This window comes from Pseudomonas sp. TUM25319 (assembly GCF_056388475.1).
The window spans coordinates 2202726-2225962 of record NZ_CM150751.1; the positions used below are offsets into that span (position 1 = coordinate 2202726).

At 65.1% G+C, this 23237-nt stretch carries 18 protein-coding genes; all 18 read left to right on the forward strand.

What is annotated here, in order from left to right; genetic code table 11:
* Positions 1 to 1575, forward strand: coding sequence for a flagellar hook-associated protein 3 (locus AC05QJ_RS10425; RefSeq protein WP_476746776.1), 1575 nt, complete (start codon positions 1 to 3; stop codon positions 1573 to 1575).
* A 115-nt stretch (positions 1576 to 1690) separates the two neighbouring features.
* Positions 1691 to 5278: a glycosyltransferase gene (locus tag AC05QJ_RS10430; protein WP_476746777.1), complete on the forward strand. Its 3588-nt coding sequence runs from the start codon at positions 1691 to 1693 to the stop codon at positions 5276 to 5278.
* 142 nt (positions 5279 to 5420) lie between these two features.
* A complete protein-coding gene (gene rfbF / locus AC05QJ_RS10435) occupies positions 5421 to 6194 on the forward strand; it encodes a glucose-1-phosphate cytidylyltransferase (protein WP_476746778.1) in 774 nt (257 codons plus the stop codon).
* On the forward strand, positions 6176 to 7258 hold the full coding sequence (gene rfbG, locus AC05QJ_RS10440; RefSeq protein WP_476746779.1) for a CDP-glucose 4,6-dehydratase: 1083 nt from the start codon (positions 6176 to 6178) through the stop codon (positions 7256 to 7258). Before rfbF ends, rfbG begins: the two co-directional genes overlap by 19 nt.
* Positions 7255 to 7815: a dTDP-4-dehydrorhamnose 3,5-epimerase family protein gene (locus tag AC05QJ_RS10445; RefSeq protein ID WP_476746780.1), complete on the forward strand. Its 561-nt coding sequence runs from the start codon at positions 7255 to 7257 to the stop codon at positions 7813 to 7815. Before rfbG ends, AC05QJ_RS10445 begins: the two co-directional genes overlap by 4 nt.
* Positions 7812 to 9035 (forward strand): methyltransferase domain-containing protein, encoded by a 1224-nt coding sequence (locus tag AC05QJ_RS10450; RefSeq protein ID WP_476746781.1) that lies wholly within the window; start codon positions 7812 to 7814, stop codon positions 9033 to 9035. The genes AC05QJ_RS10445 and AC05QJ_RS10450 overlap by 4 nt, the downstream gene beginning before the upstream one ends.
* On the forward strand, positions 8987 to 9898 hold the full coding sequence (locus AC05QJ_RS10455) for an NAD-dependent epimerase/dehydratase family protein (RefSeq protein WP_476746782.1): 912 nt from the start codon (positions 8987 to 8989) through the stop codon (positions 9896 to 9898). Before AC05QJ_RS10450 ends, AC05QJ_RS10455 begins: the two co-directional genes overlap by 49 nt.
* Positions 9888 to 10961 carry a class I SAM-dependent methyltransferase gene (locus tag AC05QJ_RS10460; RefSeq protein ID WP_476746783.1) on the forward strand — a complete coding sequence of 358 codons (1074 nt, stop codon included), beginning with the start codon at positions 9888 to 9890 and terminating at the stop codon, positions 10959 to 10961. The genes AC05QJ_RS10455 and AC05QJ_RS10460 overlap by 11 nt, the downstream gene beginning before the upstream one ends.
* Before the next feature lie 19 nt (positions 10962 to 10980).
* Positions 10981 to 11712, forward strand: coding sequence for a cephalosporin hydroxylase family protein (locus AC05QJ_RS10465; RefSeq protein WP_476746784.1), 732 nt, complete (start codon positions 10981 to 10983; stop codon positions 11710 to 11712).
* Positions 11713 to 11806: 94 nt separating this feature from the next.
* Complete coding sequence (locus tag AC05QJ_RS10470) at positions 11807 to 14689, forward strand: TIGR00180 family glycosyltransferase (RefSeq protein ID WP_476746785.1); 2883 nt, start codon at positions 11807 to 11809, stop codon at positions 14687 to 14689.
* A gap of 167 nt (positions 14690 to 14856) precedes the next feature.
* On the forward strand, positions 14857 to 15858 hold the full coding sequence (gene pseB, locus AC05QJ_RS10475; RefSeq protein WP_476746786.1) for a UDP-N-acetylglucosamine 4,6-dehydratase (inverting): 1002 nt from the start codon (positions 14857 to 14859) through the stop codon (positions 15856 to 15858).
* Positions 15855 to 17030 carry a UDP-4-amino-4,6-dideoxy-N-acetyl-beta-L-altrosamine transaminase gene (gene pseC, locus AC05QJ_RS10480; RefSeq protein ID WP_476746787.1) on the forward strand — a complete coding sequence of 392 codons (1176 nt, stop codon included), beginning with the start codon at positions 15855 to 15857 and terminating at the stop codon, positions 17028 to 17030. Before pseB ends, pseC begins: the two co-directional genes overlap by 4 nt.
* On the forward strand, positions 17027 to 17743 hold the full coding sequence (pseF, locus tag AC05QJ_RS10485; protein WP_476746788.1) for a pseudaminic acid cytidylyltransferase: 717 nt from the start codon (positions 17027 to 17029) through the stop codon (positions 17741 to 17743). Before pseC ends, pseF begins: the two co-directional genes overlap by 4 nt.
* Entirely contained in the window at positions 17740 to 19209 is a 1470-nt protein-coding gene (pseG, locus tag AC05QJ_RS10490; protein ID WP_476746789.1) for a UDP-2,4-diacetamido-2,4,6-trideoxy-beta-L-altropyranose hydrolase, read from the forward strand. The genes pseF and pseG overlap by 4 nt, the downstream gene beginning before the upstream one ends.
* Positions 19196 to 20248, forward strand: coding sequence for a pseudaminic acid synthase (pseI, locus tag AC05QJ_RS10495; RefSeq protein WP_476746790.1), 1053 nt, complete (start codon positions 19196 to 19198; stop codon positions 20246 to 20248). The genes pseG and pseI overlap by 14 nt, the downstream gene beginning before the upstream one ends.
* Before the next feature lie 245 nt (positions 20249 to 20493).
* The gene (locus AC05QJ_RS10500; RefSeq protein ID WP_476746791.1) at positions 20494 to 21420 is read left to right on the forward strand and encodes a ketoacyl-ACP synthase III; all 927 of its coding nucleotides are present in this window, start codon (positions 20494 to 20496) and stop codon (positions 21418 to 21420) included.
* Between the two features lie 70 nt (positions 21421 to 21490).
* On the forward strand, positions 21491 to 22780 hold the full coding sequence (locus tag AC05QJ_RS10505) for a motility associated factor glycosyltransferase family protein (RefSeq protein WP_476746792.1): 1290 nt from the start codon (positions 21491 to 21493) through the stop codon (positions 22778 to 22780).
* Complete coding sequence (locus tag AC05QJ_RS10510; RefSeq protein WP_476746793.1) at positions 22777 to 23031, forward strand: hypothetical protein; 255 nt, start codon at positions 22777 to 22779, stop codon at positions 23029 to 23031. The genes AC05QJ_RS10505 and AC05QJ_RS10510 overlap by 4 nt, the downstream gene beginning before the upstream one ends.
* Positions 23032 to 23237 lie beyond the last annotated feature (206 nt).

Below are 23237 nucleotides of genomic sequence, written 5' to 3' on the forward strand. Positions count from 1 at the left end.
GTGCGTATCTCGACTTCCCAGTACTACGAATCCAGCGCTGCCAACTATCAGCGCAACTACTCCAGCGTGGTCAAGACCAGCGAAGAGGCCAGCGACCTGATCCGCGTGCGCACCGCCGCCGACGACCCGGTGGGTGCGGCCCGTCTGCTGCAGCTCGAGCACCAGAGCTCGATGCTGGACCAGTACGCCACCAACACCACCACCGTTCGCAACAGCCTGAGCCAGGCAGAGACTGCGCTGGGCTCGATCAACACCATTCTGCAGCGGGTCAACGAGCTGGCGCTGGGGGCGGGCAATGCCACCTTCACCGATACCGAGCGCAAGGCGACCGCCACCGAGCTGGGCAAGCTGGAAGAGCAGTTGCTGAGCCTGATGAACACCCGCGACGAGAATGGCCAGTATCTGTTCGCCGGCTCCAACGCCGAGACCCAGCCGTTCGTGCGCAACGCCGATGGTACCTACAGCTACCAGGGTGACCAGGGCCAGTTGCAACTGCAGGTCGGCGACATGCTCACCATGGCTGCCAACGACAGCGGTTTCGCCACCTTCCAGCAGGCGCTGAACACCAGTCGCACCCAGACCACCCTGACCGCGCCGAGTCCGGACGATGGTCGCGTACGCCTGAGCAACGGCCAGATGTCGGGCTCGGTGACCTACAACGACCAGTTCCGCAGCGGCGAGCCTTACACCGTCACGCTGCTCAGCAGCACCCAGTTCAAGATCACCGATGCCTCCGGCAACGATGTCACCACCGAGGCTACCAACTCCGGGACCTTCGATCCGGGCACCATCGGCGGCAGCTCGGTCACCTTCCGCGGTGTCGACCTGAAGCTGAACATCAACCTGCAGACGGGTGACACCAACCCGGATGCGGTGGTGGCCGGCCACACGTTCACCCTCGAAAGCAAGCCGGACACCATCACCGGTACGCGCAGCCCGGGCAACACGTCCAGCAGCCAGATCAGTTCCACCAGCGTGGTCGATGCCGACAAGTACGCCAAGGCGTTCCCTACGGGCGGAGCGGTGATCAAGTTCACCAGCGCCACCGACTTCGAGCTGTATGCCCAGCCGCTGACGGCCAACAGCCGCCCCGTGGCCAATGGCACCGTGAGCGGTACGCCGCCGACAGCCACTGCCGCCGGTATCGAGTTCACCTTCAGCGGTACGCCGGGTGCCACCGACCAGTACAGCGTCCAGGTCAACAAGCACCAGACCCAGAGCATCCTCGACACCGTCAGCAACCTGCGCAAGGCGCTGGAGAAACCGATCGACGGCAGCGAAGCGGCCTCGCAGCAGTTGCGCGCCGACCTCGATTCGGCCATCGCCAACATCAGCAGCGGGCAGAACCAGATTGCCTACACCGTCACCTCCATCGGTGCCCGCGGCAAGGCGCTGGACCTGCAGGAAACCGCCAACGAAAGCTTGAGCATCGCCAATGCCAGCACCCAGTCGTCGATCCGCGATTCGGATCCGGCCGAGGTGATGACCCGTCTGACCCTGCAGAAAACCATGCTCGAGGCTTCGCAGATGGCCTTCAGCCGGGTCAGCCAGTTGAGCCTGTTCAACGTCCTGTAATCGCCGCAAACCCGCCACTTCGTCCTTCGGGGTGGCGGGTGTTCCAGTCCATCCCCCACGGTCCAGACTGTTCTGATGTTCATCCGAGGGCAGTCACCGGTCGAGAGTCTTCGTCGTGAACCCAGCCCCTCTTGTCAGTCTCGTCATTCCCGCCAGCAATCCTCGTTTTTTCCGTGCGGCGCTGATCAGTGCCCTGGCGCAGAACTACGAGAACCTCGAGGTCATCGTCTGCGATGAAGGTCGCGATGAGGAAATCAAGGCGGTAGTGGACGAACTGGAGCCTTTGGCCCGCTGCCCGCTGTATTACCAGCGCAACCCGCAGCCGCTGGGCTTTGGCGGCAATCTGCTGGCGGGCCTGGAAATGGCCCGGGGCGAGTACGTGCAGTTCCTCTGCGACGACGACCGACTGATGGCCGACTGCATCAGCAGCGAGATGCGCCTGTACCAGGCCAATGCCGATGTCAGCCTGGTGGCCTGCCGTCGCAACCTGGCCGATGGCGAGGATTTCGCGCTTTCCCAGCGTCTGGAAAACAGTTGGTTCACCTGGGGCGATACGGTCTACCACGGCAACGACTTGCTGGATTTCTTCGAAAGCAATCCACTGAATTTCATCGGCGGTTTCAGCAATACGCTGATGCGCGCCAGCGATCTCAATGAACTGTTGCCGGCGCTGGTGCAGGCAGGTTTCATCGCACTTCTGGACTTCGCCCTGTTCGTTTGCCTGCTGCGCCGTGGCGAGTTGGCGGTGACCGCGCAGGTACAGTGCATCGAGCGAGTCCATCCCGCCCAGATGCGTCGCCAGCCGGATATCGGGAACGCCCGAACCACCGAAATGCAGTGGTTGCGCGGCATGTTCGCCGCACGACCGCCGGCCACGGAAAGTTTTTCCGGCTGGGTGCGCATTCATGTGTTGCCGGTGGACGGTCATGCGGTGCCGCGGGAATGGGAGAACCTGTTCCTGGTGCATGTGCTGCGTGCCTTGCAGGCGATCCAGGAGTCGCAGGTCGGCCACGACAGCGATACGTTCGCCGACCTCTATGCCCAGTGGCTGGGTTGCCGTCAGGACCCGCTGGTGCTGCGCAGATTGATGCGCTTGAGCGAGCACTGGGCGTGGCGCCCACGCATCAGCGTGGTGGTGATTGATAGCGACGGCGATGGCCAGGCGGTACAGCGCACGCTCGAGAGTATCAACCGGCAATGCTATGGCGCAGCCAGCACCCTGTTGCTGTCCAGCGGGCGCCTGTCTTCCAGTCTCGACGAAAGCTTGATCCAGCGCCCGTTGCAGGCGAGCTGGGCCCAGCAGCTCAACGAGCTGTTGCCTGAGCTGGAAGGGGTGGACTGGTTCTGTCTGTTGCGTGCGGGCGACCGCCTCAGCGAATTCAGCCTGATGCTGATGGCCGAGCGTGCCGTAAACCTGCCGCAGATGGCCTGTTGCTACGGCGACGAGGGCGGGATTCGTGACGGTGAGTCACTGGACCCGGTGTTCAAGCCCGACTTCAACCTCGACCTGCAACGGGCCTATCCCTTCACCGGGCGTGTGCTGGCCTTTTCCCGCTCGCACTGCCTGGCTGCCGGCGGTTTCGCTTCGGGTTACCGCGAGCTGGCACCCCATGATCTGCTCTGGCGGATGGTCGAGAGCCACGGGCCGCAAGCGGTCGAGCACATTCCGGAAGTGCTGGTGGAGTCGGCGTTCGGTTATGCCGCCTGGCTGTCCTCGGCAGCGGTGGTGGCGGAAAACCCGCTGCTGCTCCAGGCGCACCTGCAGCGGCTGGGCATGGACTACCGTCTCGAAAACGAAGCAGGCAGTGCGATCAACCAGATTCGCTATCTGCACGCCGCGCAGCCGCTGGTGACGGTGGTGATCAGCTTCCGCGACCAGGTGGCAGCGCTGGAGCGTTGCCTGGAAAGTGTGCTGGGCAAAACGGCGTATCCGAACTACGAAGTGCTGGTGGTGGATAACGCCAGCGAACACGAGGCGTCCCGCGTCTGGCTGGCCGCCATGTCGCAGATGGGCGGCGAGCGCCTGCGGGTGCTGACGCTGGGCGAGAAGACGTCTTTCGCCACCCAGCAGAACCTGGCCGCGCAGCAGGCCCGCGGCGACTTCGTGCTGATGCTCAACCCGTTTGCCGTGGTGACCGATGGCGACTGGCTGGATGTCCTGGTCGGCCACGGCCTGCGCCCTGAAGTGGGCATGGCGGGTGCCGAACTGTGCGATGCGCAAGGGCTGGTGATCAACGCCGGTGGCCTGCTGGGCTTGCGCGGTGCGGTGTACTCGCCGTTCGTGGGTGAAATGGTCCAGGCCGGTGGTTACATGCAGCGCTTGCAGGTGGCGCAGAATTACTCGGCGCTGGGCACCGACTGCGTGCTGGTGCGCAAGCAGCTGTTCCTCGACCTGGGCGGCCTCGACGACCAGGCGTTCAGCGCCGCATTCAGCGATGTCGATCTGGGCCTGCGCATGCGTCAGGCCGGCTACCTCAGTGTCTGGACGCCGAGGGCAAGGCTGGTGCTGGATACCCCGCCAGGCCCCGCACCGGATCCGCAGGAGCAGGCCGAGCGCCAGGTGGTCCTGGCCGAGCAGCACGAGACCTTCCAGCGCACCTGGATGCCGGTCATTGCCCGTGACCCGGCCTACAACATCAACCTGACCCTCAAAGGGCCCGCCTTCCGCCTCGACCCCGGCCTCAAGGACGGCTGGCAGCCTTTCCTCGGTCGCTCGCTGCCCCATGTACTGGCCCTGCCGATGAACAAGACTGCGGTCGGCCACTACCGGGTCATCAAGCCGCTGACCGAACTCGAAGCGGCGGGCTGGGTGACCCAGCAGCAGTACTTCGAGATCCCCACCAACGTCGAACTGGAGCGCAGCTCCCCCGACGTGGCGATTCTGCAGGGGCGCTACACCGAAGGGTTCATCAAGGAAATCGAGCGGCTGAAAACCTACTCCAAGGGTTTCGTCATCTATGAGCTGGATGACTACGTGATCAAGGTGCCGAAGAAGAACGGCCACCTGAAGCACACCCCGCGCGACCTCGAAGGTTCGCTGCGTCGCGGCATCGCCCGTTGCGACCGCCTGGTGGTGTCCACCGAGCCGCTGGCCGATGCCCTGAGCGACACCCATCACGACATCCGTGTGCTGCCCAACATGCTCGCCGAAGAGCTGTGGGTCGGTCGCCGCGCCCAGCGCCGGACCTCCAGCAAGCCACGGGTGGGTTGGGGCGGCGGTACCAGCCATACCGGCGACCTGGAAGTCATCGCCGAAGTCATCAAGACCCTGGCCAACGACGTTGAGTGGGTGTTCTTCGGCATGTGCCCGCCGGACCTGCGTCCCTACGTCCATGAATTCCACCCGCCGGTGGGCCTGGCCGCATACCCGGCGAAGCTCTCCAGCCTCAACCTCGACCTGGCACTGGCACCGCTGGAGTTCCATATCTTCAACGACTGCAAGAGCAACCTGCGCCTGCTGGAGTACGGCGCTTGCGGTTATCCGGTGATCGTCACCGACACTGCCGCCTACCGCGGCTACCTGCCTTGCACGCGAGTCAAGACGAACTCCACCGAGGAATGGCTGGAGGCCATCCGCATGCACCTGGCCGATCCGGACGCCAGCTACCGCATGGGCGACCAGTTGCACGACGAAGTCATGCGCAACTTTGTGCTGCGGCCCGAGCACGTGCAGGTCTGGTACGACGGCTGGATGCCGGGCTGACGCCGTCACGCCGGGCCGGAGCTGGCGCGTTTCCTGCAAGTACCCCTCATATCGCCATAAATCCCGCACTGCTCCGGCGTGCGGGATGGATCAGGGCGGCCTGGCGCGTGCGCCGGGCCGGTGACGAACAAGAGGGGATGACATGAAGGCGGTAATTCTGGCCGGTGGACTGGGCACGCGCATCAGCGAAGAGTCGCACCTCAAGCCCAAGCCGATGATCGAGATCGGCGGGAAGCCAATTCTCTGGCACATCATGAAGCAATACTCGGCTCACGGTATCCACGACTTCGTGATCTGCCTCGGCTACAAGGGCTACGCGATCAAGGACTTCTTCGCCAACTACTTCCTGCATACCTCCGACGTCACCTTCGACATGCGCAACAACCGCATGGACGTCCACCAGAACTACAGCGAGCCCTGGCGGGTCACCCTGGTCGATACCGGCGAGGAAACCATGACCGGCGGCCGCCTGCGCCGTGCGTCCCGTTACCTGGAGGACGAGCAGGCATTCTGCTTTACCTATGGCGACGGCGTATCCGACCTGAACATCGGCGCGCTGGTGGACTTCCATCTGCGCCATGGCAAACTCGCTACCGTCACTGCTGTGCAACCGCCCGGGCGCTACGGTGCCCTGCAACGCGAGGGCGACAAGGTCAGCGGGTTCATCGAAAAGCCCCGTGGAGACGGCGGCTGGATCAATGGTGGTTTCTTCGTGCTGTCGCCCAAGGTGTTGCCCTACATCAGCGACGACCAGACTTCCTGGGAGTCCGAGCCCCTTGCGCGCCTCGCGGCCGAGGACCAGTTGCAAGCCTTCCAGCACGACGGCTTCTGGCATCCGATGGACACCCTGCGTGACAAGAATCATCTGGAACACCTGTGGCAGAGCGGGGAGGCCCCATGGAAACAGTGGGCCTGAATCGCGAATTCTGGGAAGGCAAGCGCGTCCTGCTGACCGGCCACACCGGTTTCAAGGGCAGCTGGCTGGCGCTGTGGCTGCGTGAGCTGGGGGCCGAGGTCACCGGGTTCGCCCTTGACCCGTCCACCGAGCCGAGCCTGTTCGAACTGGCCCGTGTCGGCAGTGACATCAAGGATGTGCGTGGCGATCTGCGCGACCTCGGTGCCCTGCTCGAAGTGGTAGCTGACGCCCAGCCGGAAATCGTCCTGCACCTGGCCGCGCAACCGCTGGTGCGCGAAGCCTATCGCGATCCGCTGGGCACCTACTCCAGCAACGTCATCGGCACGCTCAACCTGCTGGAAGCGATCCGCCAGGTCGGCGGGGTGCGTTCGGTGGTGCTGGTCACTACCGACAAGGTCTACGCCAACCAGGAATGGCCGTGGCCCTACCGCGAGAACGAAGCCTTGGGCGGCCATGATCCCTACAGCAGCAGCAAGGCGTGCTGTGAACTGCTGGCTCAGTCCTACACGGCATCCTTCTTCCCGCCCGCAGGTCACGCGGATCACGGTCTTGCGCTGGCCACCGCGCGGGCCGGCAACGTGCTGGGCGGTGGCGACTTCGCTGCCGAGCGGCTGATTCCCGATGTGCTCAAGGCCTGGTCCGCAGGCGAGCCGGTGACCCTGCGTTATCCGCAGGCCATCCGGCCCTGGCAGCATGCGCTGGAGCCACTGGCGGGCTATCTGTTGCTGGCGCATCGGCTCTATACCCAGGGCCCGGAATTCGCCGGCGCCTGGAACTTCGGGCCGAACGAAGGCGACATGTGCAGCGTCGGCGATGTGGTGACTCACCTGGCCCGGCAGTGGTCCGACGCACCTGGCGTGCGGGTCGAGGCCAGCGAACTGCATGAGGCCGGTGTGCTGCGCCTGGACAGCGGTCGCGCCCGCCAACTGTTGGGCTGGCGCACCCGCTGGTCGTTGCGCGAGTGCCTGGAGCACACCCTGCAATGGCACCTGGCATGGAAGCGCGGCGACGATCTGCGCGCCGTCACCCTTGACCAACTGAACCTGTACGCGGAGCTGTCGTGAGCGATCTGCTGTTGCAATCGCTGCCGCTGGCCGGGCTGTTCAGCGTGCAGCACAAGCGCCATGGCGATGCCCGTGGCCAGTTCGCCCGATTGTTCTGCGAAGGTGGCCTGAGCGAACTGGGAACGCCGTTCCATGTGCGCCAGATCAACCACTCCCGCACCCTCGGCGCGGGCTCCGTGCGCGGCCTGCATTACCAGCAGGGCGAGACTCCGGAAGCCAAGCTGATCACCTGCCTGCGCGGCGAGGTCTGGGACGTGGCAGTGGACCTGCGCAGCGGCTCGCCGACCTTCTTGCACTGGCATGCCGAACGGCTGTGCGCCGGCGACGGCCGCAGCCTGCTGATCCCGGCCGGCTTTGCCCATGGTTTCCAGGTGTTGAGCTACGAAGCCGAGCTGCTGTACCTGCACAGCGCCGACTACGCGCCGGGCCGCGAGGGTGGGCTGTCGGTCCACGACCCGCGCCTGGCGATCGACTGGCCGCTACCTGTCAAGAATCTGTCGGCCAGGGACGCCACTCATCCCTGGCTGGATCATCATTTCACCGGAGTGCATCCATGAACTGCCGTGGCTGTGGCGCAGCGTTGAGCCTGCCGCTGATCGACCTGGGCACCGCGCCGCCTTCCAACGCCTACCTGCGCGCGGAACAACTGGCCCAGGCCGAAGCCTGGGTGCCGCTCAAGGTCGGTGTCTGCCAGCAGTGCTGGCTGGTGCAGACCGAGGACTACACCCGCGCCGATGCGCTGTTCGATGCCGACTACGCCTATTTCAGCTCGTATTCCAGTTCCTGGCTGGCCCACGCCCGCCATTACGTCGAAGACATGGCTGCGCGTTTCGGCCTGGACAGCACCAGCCGGGTGGTCGAGATCGCTGCCAACGACGGCTACCTGCTGCAGTACGTCGCCGCCCGTGGCATTCCCTGCCTGGGCGTCGAGCCCACGCGCAGTACCGCCCAGGCGGCGCGGGAAAAAGGCCTGGAGATCCGCGAAGTGTTCTTCGGTGAGCACAGCGCCCGGCAACTGGTGGAGGAGGGTTGGTCTGCCGACCTGATGGCCGCCAACAATGTCCTGGCCCATGTCCCCGATATCAACGACTTCCTGCGCGGCTTCGCCACCCTGCTCAAACCGTCGGGCGTGGCCACCTTCGAGTTCCCGCATCTGCTTAGCCTGATGGCCGAGCACCAGTTCGACACCCTGTACCACGAGCACTATTCCTACCTGTCGCTGACGGTGGTCCGGACCTTGTGCGAACGCAATGGCCTGGCGATCTTCGATGTCCAGGAACTGCCGACCCATGGTGGCTCGCTGCGGGTGTTCGTGCAGCGTGCCGGTGGCCCGCAGGCGATCCTGCCGACGGTGGAAAACCTGCTGCGCATCGAGGACAAGGTGGGCGTGACCAGCGCCGACTTCTATTCGACCCTGGCCCCGGCCGCCGAAAGGATCAAGCACCAGTTGCTGCGCTTCCTGCTGCAGGCCCGTGCCGAGGGCAAGCGCGTGGTGGGCTACGGCGCTGCCGCCAAGGGCAACACGCTGCTCAACTACGCCGGGGTGCGTGCCGACCTGCTGGCCTGGGTGGCTGACGCCAATCCTCACAAGCAGGGCAAGTTCCTGCCGGGCAGTCGGATTCCGGTGGTGGCGCCGGAGCGTCTGGCCATCGAGCAGCCGGACTACGTACTGGTGCTGCCGTGGAACCTGCTCAAGGAAGTCAGTGAACAACAGGCGCTGGTGCGTGAATGGGGCGGTCGCTTCGTCATCGCCGTGCCGGAGCTGACCGTCCTGTGACCGGCCTCAAGGTACTGCTCACCGGCGCTACCGGTTTCGTCGGCCGGCACCTGGCCGCGGCGCTGCTGGCGCGTGGCTGCCAGGTGCGGGCGGTGGCGCGCCGCGAAGAACCGGCGCAAGCCTTGCCGTGGTTCGACGCTGTCGAGTTCGTCGCGGCTGATATCCACGATCCGCACACCGATGTCGCCGCCCTGTGCGATGGCATCGACGCACTAGTGCACCTGGCCTGGCCCGGGTTGCCCAATTACCAGGGCCTGTTCCACCTCGAGCACAACCTGATGGCCGACTACGGCTTCATCAAGCGTGTGGTGGCGAGCGGCGTCGCGCAGGTGCAGGTCACCGGGACCTGCTTCGAATACGGCCTGCAGAGCGGACCACTGCGCGAGACCGACGGCTGCCATCCCGCCACGGCTTATGGCCTGGCCAAGCACAGCCTGCGCCTGTTCCTGGAAACCTTGCGCCAGCAGCAGCCATTCACCTTGCAATGGGCACGGCTGTTCTATCTGTACGGCGAGGGGCAGAACCCCAACAGCCTGCTGGCGGCCCTGGATCGCGCCATCGACAGTGGCGTCGGGCGTTTCGACATGTCGGGCGGTGAGCAACTGCGGGACTTTCTGCCTGTCGAAACCGTCGCCGCGCACCTCGCTGCGCTGTTGCAGCGTCGCGACTTCAGCGGTGTGGTCAACCTGTGCAGCGGCCAGCCGGTGTCGGTACGCAAACTGGTGGAACGCCACTGTGCCGCCCGTGGCTCGCACATTGCCCTGAACCTCGGTCATTACCCTTATCCGACCCACGAGCCGATGGCGTTCTGGGGTGATGCCCGCCGCCTGCATGACCTGCTGGGAGCAGAACATGAAGCATGAGTTGTATCGCGCCACCGGTTTGCCGGTGCTGCAGAACCGCACCTTCGCCGACGCTGCCAGTGCCCGCGCCAGTGCCTCGGCCGACATGCTGCTGGTGCAGGATGCCCGCACCGGCCTGGTGTTCAACGATGCCTTCGATGCCGACAAGCTCAGCTACGACAGCGACTACCAGAACGAGCAGGCCCACTCCGGGCAGTTCCAGCGCCATCTGAATGATGTCGAGGCCGTCGTGGCGAGGCATTTTGGCGGGCGCAGCCTGATCGAAGTGGGTTGTGGCAAAGGCTATTTCCTGGAACTGCTGCGCGAGCGCGGCTACGCCGTCACCGGTATCGATCCGGCCTACGAAGGCAACAACCCGGACGTGATCAAGGCACCGTTCACCGCCGAGCTGGACCTGCGCGCCGAGGCCATCGTCCTGCGCCATGTGCTGGAGCACATCGCCGATCCGATGAGCTTCCTTGGCGAGATCGCCAAGGCCAATGGCGGCAGCGGCCTGATCTACATCGAAGTGCCATGCCTGGACTGGATCATCGAGCACAAGGCCTGGTTCGACCTGTTCTACGAGCACGTCAATTACTTCCGCCTTGCCGACCTGGAGCGTGCCTTCGGCCGCGTGCTGGAAGCCGGGCGCCTGTTCGGCGGGCAGTACCTGTATATCGTTGCCGACCTTGCCAGCCTGCGCAGCCTCGAGGGCTGCGCCATCGAGCCGCTGCAGTTGCCGGACGACTTCAGCGCCAGCCTCGAACGGGCCGTCGAGATCGTGCGCCGCGATATCGGGCGCGGCTCGGCCATCTGGGGCGCTTCGTCCAAGGGCGTGATCTATTCGCTGTTTCTCCAGCGTGCCGGGGTGTCGGTCGACCAGGTGGTCGATATCAACCCGGCCAAGCAGGGCCGTTACCTGCCCCTGAGCGGCGCGCGGGTGTCATCGCCGCAAGAGGCGATGGCCGCACTGCCCGGTGGTGCCAACCTGTTCGTGATGAATTCCAACTACCTCGAAGAAATCCGCCGCATGACCGCCGACCGGTTCGTCTACCACGCCGTCGACAGCGCCGCATTTCAATGACTATCCAAGAGATCGCACCATGACCGACGTTATCAAAGCCTTCGAAGCCGAGTGCCAGGCCGAAATCGCCGCCCAGGGCCGGGACGAGAACCTCAAGGGCCTGGCCCGGGACTTCTTCAACGAGTCGGCGAAGCACAAGTACAGCTACCACTTCTCGTGGATGGGCCGGCCGATCATCCAGTTGCCCCAGGACATGCTGGCGATGCAGGAGATCATCTGGCGGGTCAAGCCGGACCTGATCGTCGAGTGTGGCATCGCCCACGGTGGTTCGATCATCTACTACGCCTCGCTGCTGGAACTGCAGGGCCACGGTGAAGTGCTGGGCATCGACCGCGACATCCGCCCGCACAACCGCGAGGCCATCGAGTCGCACCCGATGAGCAAGCGCATTTCCATGATCGAAGGCTCCAGCATCGACGAGGCGACCATCGCCCAGGTGCGGGCCATCGCCGAAGGCAAGAAAGTCATCCTGGTGCTGGACTCCAACCACACCCACGACCACGTCCTTGCCGAACTGCGCGCCTATGCGCCGCTGCTGGCAGTGGACAGCTACTGCGTGGTGATGGACACCGTGGTCGAGGACATGCCGGCCGAGTTCTTCCCCGACCGCCCGTGGGGCCCAGGCGACAACCCGAAGACCGCGGTGTGGGAATACCTCAAGGAAAACAGCGATTTCGAGATCGACCAGCAGATGCAGGACAAACTGCTGCTCAGCGTGGCACCGGACGGCTACCTGCGCCGGATCCGCTGAAACCTACCACCTCGTGGGCGCTGGCCTGGCGGCGTGCCGCTTGCCAGCGATGAGGCCCTCGAGAACACCGCCGATTTCCCTGTCAGGTACAGATATGCAAAGCACCGCCCTGCGCGAGCACTTCACCCTCGTCATGTTGACCCACAAGCGTCCGGCCTTCCTGAGTCGTGCCTTGCAGTACTACAAGGACTTCCCGGGCACCCTGCTGGTGCTGGACTCGTCCCCCGAGCCCGCGACCGACATCGCCAGCCGTTTCCCGCATGTGGATTACCGGCATCTGCCGCAGTACGACTACATGGGCTTCCAGGCCAAGATCAAGCACGGCCTGGACCTGGTGAAGACGCCGTACATGGCACTGGTGGCGGATGACGATTTCATCCTGCCGGAGGCCATCGCCGAATCGCTGGACTTCCTCGAGGCCAACCCCGACTACGGCATTTGCCAGGGCTACAGCATGATGTACCTGGCCGAGTCCGGGCACATCAACTACTACCGCCGCGACAAGAAGATCGGCCAGGAAGACTTCGCCAGCGAAGATCCGCGCCAGCGCGTGATGGACTACCTGTACGCGTTCATTCCGCCGTTCTATGCCGTGACCCGCACCCCGCTGCTGCGCGACTGGGCTGCACAGATTCCGAAGAACCTGCGTTTCGAGTGGCTGGAAGTCAGCCACACCTACTTCCTGCTGGCCAGCGCCAAGGCGCGCATGCTGCCAATTCCCTACGCGGTGCGCGAGGCCAACTACGGCGCTTCCGAGCACAACACCGAGGTGACCTACGCCCTGGCGTTGCCGGATCCGGTCTCGGTGGCCAGCCGCGAGGAGTTCGCCGGCGTCCTGGCGAGCCTGGACACCCCCCTCAAGGGTGAGCGCGAAGACCTGCAGGCCTTCGCCCACCAGAGCTTCGCCCAGATGTACGAAGGCCTGGCGGGCGGCCGCTCGCTGATCATCGAACCGATCTTCTCGTCGGTCATCGAAGGCCTGGGGGACGAGCCGAAGCGCAAGTTCCTGCCGACCCAGTACGTCGAGTTGCCGTTCTACAACAAGGCGTTCTTCGATCAACTGACCGCGATCGAATTCCTGCTCCACGCCATGCCGGCCGGGCGCGTGCAGCGTGAACAACTGGAGTCGGTCTGGCTGCGCCAGGAGCGCCTGCTGGCGGTACGTGCCGACGACAACGCCTTCAGCCAGATTGCCCGTGCCCGCGAGGCGCTGGCCGCCAATCCGTACAACCTCGACGTGGTCAGGCGCCTGGAGCAGTTGCTCGCCGACGACGGTGAAAGCGAGGCAGCCGGCAAGCTCCGCGAATGGGCCGTTCGCCTGGAGGCCGTGACCCGTGATGGCGGCCGCAGTCTGCTCGCTGACCAGCCGTCCGGCCGCCTGCTCGACTGGCTGGAGGCGCGCCACCCCGACGCGTCTAGCCGCGAGGCGGTTACCGAACACCTCAAGCAGCATCAGGGCGGGCCACAGATCGGCATCCTGCTGCTCAACCTCGAGCATGACGAAGCCCGGCTCCAGGCCACCTTCGACAGCCTGCTGGGCGGCGTCAGCCGGTCGTTCCGTATCGTGGTCTTCACCGCCGGCCCGCTGCCGGCGATGACCTCGCTGCACAACACCCTGCACTTCGTCCGGGTGACCAAGGACGATTACATCGACAAGATCAACCAGATCGCCCGGCAGACCTCGTGCGAGTGGCTGATGCTGGCCGAGGCCGGCGATGAGTTCACCAGTGCCGGCCTGCTGCGTGCGGGGTTGGAGTTGATGGACGCCCCGGACATCCGTGCCGTGGCGGTGGACGAGATCCAGCAACTGTCTGGCGGCGCCTGGCGCGAAGTATTGCGCCCCGGGGTCAACCTCGACCTGCTGCAAAGCCTGCCGGTCATGATGGCGCGGCACTGGCTGGTACGCCGTGAGGTGTTGGTCGAGGCGGGTGGCTATCGTGCCGATTTCAGCGACGCGCTGGAATACGAACTGCTGCTGCGCCTGATCGAGCAGGGCGGATTGAGTGGCCTGGCTCACCTCGACGAGCCGCTGCTGATTGCCCGCGCTCCCGAGCTCAAGCACAACGAGCATGCCCGCCAGGCGCTGGCCCGGCATTTGTCCGCGCGCGGCTACAAGGCCCAGGTCATCTCGGCGCAGCCCGGTGCCCTGCGGGTCGATTACCGGCATATGGAGCGGCCGCAGGTGTCGATCATCCTGCGCAGCGAAGACAACCACGAGACCCTGCAACGCTGTCTGGAAAGCGTGCTGCAACGGACCCGCTACCTGCGCTACGAAGTGCTGGTCGCCGACAACGCCAGCCAGTCGCCGCAGCACCTGCAATGGCTGGAGCAACTGCAGCAACTGGGTGGCCGCGTGCGCGTGCTGCAGAGCCCGCAGCGCCTCAGCCCGGCCGCGCTGGTCAATGCTGCCAGCGCCGAGGCTACCGGTGAGTACCTGGTGCTGCTGGCGGACGATGCCGAACTGGTCAACGCCAACTGGCTGGAAGCCTTCCTCAATCAGGCGCAGCGTCCGGAAGTCGGCGTGGTCGGCGCCAAACTGGTGGACGCGGCCGGCAAGGTCACCCAGGGCGGTCTGATGCTCGCCGACGACGGTCGTGTGGTGGCTGCCCATGTCGGCCTGGCCAGGGAAGAAACCGGCTATCTGGGCCAGGCGGGCGTGGAGCAGAACTACCCGGCGGTGTCGGGTGCCTGCCTGATGGTGCGTACCGAGGTATTCCGGGCCTTGGGCGGCCTGGATGAAGGCGACTTCGCCAGTCACTACGCCGATGTCGACCTGTGCCTGAAAGTCGCCGATGCGGGCCTGCTGACCGTGTGGACGCCGCAGGTCCAGGTCGTCCACCCGGGCCGATTGCCGGAAGATGCTGTCGCGCTGGCGGCACTGCGGCAGAAGTGGGCCGGCCTGTGGCAGAGCGCTGCCCATGCGCGCAGCCTGGCGCCGGCCCGTGCCGTTTTCGACTGGAAAAGCCTGATCGGCTGAGGCGCCGCAGCGCCGCGAAACGGGCCAGGGAGTGGCCTGTATCTTGCTTCGGGCTTGCATAAACAGGGCAGGGGTCAGAAAAACGTTCCGGCCCCCACCCAATGCGAGTTCCGGTCGCCGCCTGGCCTGTGTCACAGCGCTGGCGGCGGCCCAGCAAGGATCCAGGCATGTTCGACGACAAGTCCATCTTCATCTCCGGCGGTACCGGCTCGTTCGGGCGCAACTTCATCAAGCGTCTGCTGGAGCACTACCGGCCCAAGCGGGTCGTGGTGTTTTCCCGTGACGAGCTCAAGCAGTACGAGATGCAGCAAAGCTTTACCGCGCCGTGCATGCGCTGGTTCCTTGGCGATGTGCGGGATGCCGAGCGCGTGCGTCAGGCCATGCGCGGTATCGACTACGTGGTCCATGCCGCTGCGCTGAAGCACGTGCCGGCCGCTGAATACAACCCCACCGAATGCATCCGCACCAACGTCAATGGCGCGGAAAACATCATTGCCGCGGCCATCGAGAACGGTGTGCAGAAGGTCGTCGCCCTGTCCACCGACAAGGCCGCCAGCCCGATCAACCTCTACGGTGCCACCAAGCTGCTGTCGGACAAACTGTTCGTTGCCGCCAATAACGTCGGTGGCCAGCAACAGACCCGCTTCGCCGTGGTTCGCTATGGCAATGTCGCTGGCTCCCGTGGCTCGGTGGTGCCGTTCTTCAACAAACTGGTCGCCGAGGGTGCCAGCGACCTGCCGATCACCGACCCGCGCATGACCCGTTTCTGGATCACCCTCGACCATGGCGTGCAGTTCGTGCTCGACAGCTTCGCGCGCATGCACGGCGGTGAAGTGTTCGTACCCAAGATTCCATCGATCCGTATCGTCGACCTGGCCCGGGGAATGGCGCCGCAACTGCCGCACCGGATCGTCGGCATCCGTCCTGGCGAGAAACTGCACGAACTGATGATCCCGCTGGACGATGCGCGCATGACGCTGGAGTTCGCCGATCACTTCACCATCGAGCCGTCGATCCGCTTCAACAACGTCGAGGCTGATTTCGCCCTGGATGGCCGCGGCGAGCAGGGCCGGCGAGTGGCCGAAGACTTCGAGTACCGCTCCGACACCAACCCCGAATTCCTCTCCGTCGGCCAGCTCGCCGAGCTGCATGCGCGGTTGTCGGCATGATTCCCTACGGCCGGCAGAGCGTCGATCAGGGTGATATCGATGCGGTGGTCGAGGTGCTGCGCTCCGACTGGCTGACCCAGGGGCCGACCCTGGAACGTTTCGAGCAGGCGGTGGCCGAGCGCTGTGGTGCCCGTCATGCGGTCGCGGTCTGCAATGCCACCGCCGGTCTGCATCTGGCGTGCCTGGCGGCGGGGCTGGGAGCGGGTGACGGGCTGTGGACCAGCCCCAACAGTTTCGTCGCCTCGGCCAACTGCGCCCGTTATTGCGGCGCCCAGGTGGACTTCGTCGATATCGACCCGCACACCTGGAACCTCGACGTCGGTGCGCTGGCGCGCAAGCTGGAGCAGGCCAGGGCGGCCGGGCGCCTGCCGAAAGTCGTGGTGGCGGTGGCGTTTTCCGGCCAGAGCTGCGACATGGCCGGTATTCGCCGGCTGGCACAGGAATACGGCTTCGTCGTCATCGAGGATGCGGCGCACGCCCTGGGCGCGCGGTATGCCGGCGAACCGGTGGGCAGCGGTGCGTACGCCGACCTCACGGTGTTCAGCTTCCATCCGGTGAAAATCGTCACCAGCGGTGAGGGCGGCATGGTCCTGTGCGATCGGCCGGAACTGGCCGAGCGGCTGCGCAGCCTGCGCAGTCACGGTATCACCCGTGATCCTTCGCAAATGACCGAGCCGGCCCACGGCGGTTGGTATTACCAGCAGACCGAACTGGGCTTCAACTACCGCATGTGCGATATCCAGGCCGCGCTGGGGTTGTCGCAACTGCGTCGGCTCGACGGGTTCCTCGAGCGCCGCCGGGCCCTGGCCGCACGCTATCAGCGGTTGCTCGCCGACCTGCCGTTGCAGTTGCCGGTAGCGCAGGCGCAGGCCGAGTCTGCCTGGCATTTGTACGTGGTGCGCCTGCATCCCGGGCTCGAGGCCTGTCATCGCTCGATCTTCGAGGCCCTGCGGGAGACCGGCATCGGCGTCAACCTGCATTACATCCCCATTCACTTGCAGCCGTACTACCGCGAACTCGGTTTCGCCGAGGGCGATTTCCCCGAGGCCGAGCGTTACTACCGCCAGGCCATCACCCTGCCGCTGTATCCGGACCTGAGCGACCGGCAGCAGGATCAGGTGGCGGACATCTTGCGTCGGGTGCTGGCCTCGGCTGCGGAGCAGCGTCCATGACCGCTGGCGTGGTGGCAATCATTCCTGCCCGTGGCGGCAGCAAGCGCATCTCGCGCAAGAACCTCAAGCTGTTTCGTGGCGAGCCGATCATCGTCCACTCGATCCGCGCGGCGCTGCGCAGCGGCCTGTTCGAGCGGGTCGTGGTCAGCACCGACGATGAGCAGATCGCCGAGGTGGCGCGTGCCCACGGCGCCGAAGTACCGTTCATGCGACCGGCGGAACTGGCCGACGACCACGCCACCACCACGGCGGTGATCGTGCACGCCTTGCGCACACTGCGCGAGCAGGGCTACGCCGTGGAGCTGGCCTGCTGCATCTACGCCACCGCGCCGTTGCTGCAGGTGGGCTACCTGCGAGAGGGCCTGCTGTTGCTGCGGGCGTGCGCCGAGAAGTCCTTCGCATTCTCTGTCTGCAGTTTCGGCTTTCCGGTACAGCGTGCGCTGGGCCTGACCGAGGACGGCGGCCTGACGCCGCTCTATCCGCAGTACCGTGAGACGCGCTCCCAGGACCTGCCGCCGGCGTTCCAGGATGCCGGTCAGTTCTACTGGGGCCGCAGCGAAGCCTGGCTCAGTGGCGAAGCGTTGTTTTCCGAACGCAGTTTGCCCGTGATCCTGCCGCGCCATCTAGTCCAGGACATCGATACCGAAGAAGACTGGCGCCGCGCCGAATTCCTCTACACGGCCCTGCTGGCGGCCGGTGAGTTGCACGGGTGAGGGTGTTGATCCGCGCCGACGCCAGTACCGCGATCGGTATTGGCCATGTAGCGCGCTGCCTGACGCTGGCGCAGGTGCTGGTCGCTCAGGGGGCGCGCGTCAGCTTTGCCTGCCGGGAACTGGCTGGGCACCAGCTGGCGCGCATTGCCGAGGCGGGACATGAAGTGCTGGCCCTGCCAGCCGAAGCGCCTGATGACATTGCCGCCCTGGGCGATCTCCTGCCACCCGGATCGGCGTTCGACTGGATCATCGTCGATCACTACCAGCTGGGCGCCGCCTGGGAAACGGCGGCGCGGCGCTGGGGGCGACGGATCATGGTCATCGACGACCTGGCCGACCGCCCGCACGACTGCGACCTGTTGCTGGATCAGAATTTCACCGCCAGTCAGGCGCTCTACCAGCCGCTGGTGCCCGCGACCTGCCGGGTGCTGGCGGGACCTCGCCATGCCTTGTTGCGCCCGGCCTTCAGAACGGACAGGGCCGCACGGGACGAGCAAGGCCGACGGGTGCTGGTCAGCTTCGGTGGCTTCGATCAAGCCGGCATGACCTTGAAGACCCTTCAGGCACTGGCTGGGCTCGAGCGCGTGCAGGTGCACTGCATTGCCGGCCAGTCGAGCCCGGACCTCGCTGCCTTGCAGGCGTTGGTCGATCAGCATCCGGAGTGGGTACTGTTGCCCTTCGTCGACGATCTGCCGCAGCGCATGGCGGCGGCCACGCTGTTCATCGGTGCCGGTGGTGGCACGACCTGGGAGCGGGCCGCCGTGGGCTTGCCGAGCCTGTGTGTCAGCGTCGCCGACAATCAGGTGACCAACGCCGAAGCATTGGCCAGGGCGGGGGTGCACCTGTATCTGGGGCCGGCATGCGGGGTGAGTGTCGAGGCGCTGCAGTGTGCTATCGCCGTGCTGCTGGACAATCCACTGCTGCGCCAGCACTTCGCCGAGCGCGGCCAGGCGCTTGTGGATGGCCTTGGCGCGCAGCGGGTGGCGGTGGCTCTGCTGGGCGAGGGGCTGCGTGTGCGAGACGCCGCAGCAGGCGATGCCCGGTTGCTGTTCGACGGACGCAACGCCGAGCCGGTCCGGCGTGTCTCGCTGCAGCAGGCACCGTTGCAATGGGATGATCATTGCTGCTGGCTCACTGCCACCCTGGCCGATCCCCGTCGCGTGTTACTGATCGGTGAGCACGGCGATGGCCCGGTGGGCACGTTGCGCTATGACCGGCTGGACGATGCCCGCGCCCGTGTGTCGCTTTACCTGTTCGACGGCCGTTTCGGGCTGGGGTGGGGCAGGGCGCTGCTGCTGGTAGGGGAGCGCGAAGTGCGCAGGCGATGGCCCGCTCTGCAACTGATCGAAGCCCAGGTGCTGCCGGATAACCAGGCCTCGCTGGCGCTGTTCCGGGCGGCGGGTTATACACAGGCCGAAAGCCATTTCGAACGGATATTCAAGGATTTGCAGCATGAGCAGTTTTGACATCGGGCAACGCCGCGTCGGCGCGGATGCGGCGCCTCTGGTGATCGCCGAAATGAGCGGCAATCACAACCAGTCGCTGGACCGTGCGCTGCAGATCGTCGAGGCCGCTGCCCGTGCCGGTGCCCATGCGCTGAAGCTGCAGACCTACACTGCCGACACCATGACGCTGGACCTGAGTGAGGGCGAGTTCTTCATCGAGGATCCCCACAGCCTGTGGTCCGGTTCCTCGCTTTATGCGCTGTATCAGCAGGCCCATACGCCGTGGGAATGGCACGCGCCGATTTTCCGTCGTGCCCGGGAACTGGGCATGCTGGCGTTTTCCACACCGTTCGACGAGAGCGCCGTGGACTTTCTCGAAAGCCTGGATGTGCCGGCCTACAAGATCGCCAGCTTCGAAAACACCGACCTCCCGCTGATTCGCAAGGTGGCGGCAACCGGCAAACCGATGATCATCTCGACCGGCATGGCCAGCCTCGCGGAACTGGACGAGACGGTACGTGCAGCACGCGAGGCGGGCTGTCGCGACCTGGTCCTGCTCAAATGCACCAGCACCTATCCGGCAAGCCCGGAAAACAGCAACGTGCGGACCATTCCCCACTTGCGTGAGCTGTTCGGTTGCGAGGTCGGTCTGTCCGACCACACCCTGGGTGTCGGCGCTTCGGTCGCGGCCGTGGCGCTGGGGGCCAGCGTGGTGGAAAAGCATTTCACCCTCAGCCGGGCGGAAGGTGGCGTGGATGCCGCCTTTTCCCTCGAGCCTGCGGAACTGGCCAGCCTGGTGCAGGAGACCGAACGTGCCTGGCAGTCCCTGGGCCAGGTGCGCTACGGCGCAAGCCAGGCCGAGGAGGCGTCCAGACGCTTCCGGCGTTCCCTCTACGTGGTGCGCGACATGGCCGCCGGCGAAGTCTTCAGCGCCAGCAACGTGCGCGCCATTCGTCCGGGGCTGGGGCTTGCGCCCAAGCACCTGGAGGCACTGCTCGGGCGCAAGGCCCGGCAGCCCCTGGCCCGCGGCACGGCCCTTGACTGGTCGCTGGTCGAATAGGCCAGGTGCCTCTGGCGCGGTGCGTTGAGGCGCACACGCTAGGAAATTGTGGCATTGTCTGTGAAAATCCGTGACCTATCGGTCAGAACGGACATCTGTGTCTCTATCGTTGATGGGAGCGGCGGGCCGTGTCACCGTCATTTCCACTGTCGTCCAAGTGATCGGGCGGCGGAAATCCCTGTTTTCTGGCGCCCCTCGAATCATGCGAGCGGTGATCTCTAGCGGTTATTTATTGGGAAGCCATGATGATTGGCATAAAAAGCATTGCGAGCTACGTGCCTGGCGCGGGGTTGGACAACTACGCGCAAGGCGCCAAATTCGGCAAGGATGAAGAGTTCATTCTCGGCAAGATCGGTTCGGCTTTCCTGCCGCGCAAATCCGACGAGCAGGAAACCTCGGACCTGTGCGTCGAGGCGGTCAACGCTTTGTTCGCCGCCAATCCCGGGCTGTCCCGCGACGCCATCGACGCCCTGATCGTCGTCACCCAGAACGGCGACGCCGAAGGCCTGCCGCACACCGCTGCGATCGTTCAGGACAAGCTCGGCCTGCCGACGCATGTCGCGGCGTTCGACATTTCCCTGGGGTGCTCCGGCTACGTCTATGGGATCTATGCGCTCAAGGGCTTCATGGAAGCCACCGGCCTGAAGAACGGCCTGCTGGTGACCGCCGATCCGTACTCCAAGATCGTCGATCCCGAAGACCGCAACACCACCATGCTGTTCGGCGATGCCGCAACCGCGACCTGGATGGGGGAAGACCCGGTCTGGGCACTGGGCAAATCCGCCTTCGGTACCGACGGTTCCGGCGCCGAGCACCTGAAGGTCAACGATGGCGTGTTCTTCATGAACGGGCGCCAGGTCTTCAACTTTGCGTTGCTCAAGGTCCCGGCGCACTTGCACGAGCTGCTCGGGCAGTCAGGCCTGTCGCCCGATGACATCGACGCGTTCTGCATCCACCAGGGCAGTGCGGCGATCGTCGACGCCGTGGCGCGTCGCTTCGAAGACAACCCGGACAAGTTCGTCAAGGACATGGTCGAAACCGGCAACACCGTGTCTTCGAGCATTCCTCTGCTCCTCGAGAAACATGCGCTGGACAGCACCTGGCAGCGCGTGGCGGTGAGCGGTTTCGGTGTCGGCCTGTCGTGGGGCTCCGCCATTCTTCATCGTCCTTGAGGGCGGTGGCTGAATAAACCTCGCCACTGGGTTAATCTCAGGCGTTTCGCAGGTAAAGGATGCTCGACCGATGAGCGAGTTTTTCCAGCGTAACGCCGAGATTCTCCAGGCGCGCTGGCCGTCGCTGTTCCCCCGCCTGGCGCGGGAGGACAGCAGCAAGGTCCAGGCCGTATTGACCGAAGGGCGGGGATCGACCCTGAGCGTGGAGGGTATCCAGCTCACCAGTCGCCATGATCGCCTCGCCGAAGCCCGGTTCCAGGCATCCAGCCTGCCCGAAAGTCCCTCGCTCCATCTCTATGGCACCGGTCTCGGTGATCTTCAGGGCGTGCTGCTGCAGCGTCCGGAACTGCGCCACCTGCATGTCCATCTCCTCAACGGCGCGCTGTTCGTGCTGGTCCTGCACCTGCTCGATCAGTCTGAGTGGCTGGCCGATCCGCGGGTCGAGCTGCACTACGCGGGGGACGCCACTGAAATAGCCCTGCCTTACTTCGCCCTGCCGGCCGAGCTGGTGCTGGCCGACGATTTCAATGCGAAGATCCGCGACCGCCTGATCAGCGAAACCCACCTGACGTTCAACAACACCACCTTCGATGTCGCCGACCCTCATCTGGTGGAGTTGCTGGACAAGAGCCTGCCACTGCTGCGGGCGGACCGTGACGTGGCCGAGCTGTTTGGCCGTGGGGAAGGGCAGGGCGCGTTCGTCATCGCCACCGGCCCGTCCCTGCAAGGGCACCTGGCGGCGCTGAAGCGTGTTCGCGAGCAGGCCGAGCGGCCGCTGTTCATCGCCGTCGACACCGCCTACAAGCCGCTGCTGGCGGCCGGGATCAAGCCGGACATCGTGGTCAGCGTCGATCACAAGATCCGCCTGCATCACCTGCCATCCGAGGCTTCGGCCGCCACAGCGCTGGTCTACATGCCAATGCTCGATGTCGACACCCTGGCCGGTTGGCGTGGTGCCCGCTACGCCGCCTATTCCGACAGTGCCCTGTACGACCGGGTGCGGACGCAACTGCCCCGCGGCCATCTGTTCGTCGGTGGCAGCGTGATCCATCCGGCCGCTGACCTGGCGGTGAAGATGGGGATGCGCCGTATCACCCTGTTCGGTGCCGATTTCGCCTTTCCGGGTAACCGCACCCACACCGGATGGGACGATGGTGTGCTGGGGCCACAGGTGTCTGCCGCGCGCCACTGGGTACTGGATGGGCATGGCCAGCGGGTACGGACCCAGCTCAACTTCCGCGGTTACCTGATCGAGCTGGAGCGCTTCATCGCCCGTCATCCTGATGTGGCGTTCTACAACACCAGTCGTGCCGGCGCGCTGATTGCCGGCACGGTATTCGATCAGGAGTTCTGCCTGTGAGTGTCGTCCACGAGAAGGTCCGCCACTGCGCCGGTCTGTTCCGTCTGGGTCGGGACGTGGAGGGCAGCGCCGAAATGGTGGCGCTGATCGAGGAGCTGCTGGCGCTGTTCGGCGCACCGCACCTGCAGCAGCCATCGGCGGCCCTGCTGGGCCAGATGCTCGCCGCCCAGCAACGCCAGGACTGGATCGGGGTAGCCGATAGCCTCGAATATGAAATGGCGGAGTTGATCGATCAGGCAGTTTCCAGATGAAACTGTGACGGCCGTCACACCGTGCCGTCACCTCCTTGCGCCCCTGGCTTCCGGCAAGTGGCTGATTTTCAAGGGGTGGCGGGGTGATGGCATTTTTTTTCGAAAAAGCCCTAAAGCAACCCGCGAAGTCGACGATAAACATTACGAAGGTTCTCTAGGCCACACCCGGCGGATGCCAGGGCCGGAAGCCGCAGTATCCATCCAAC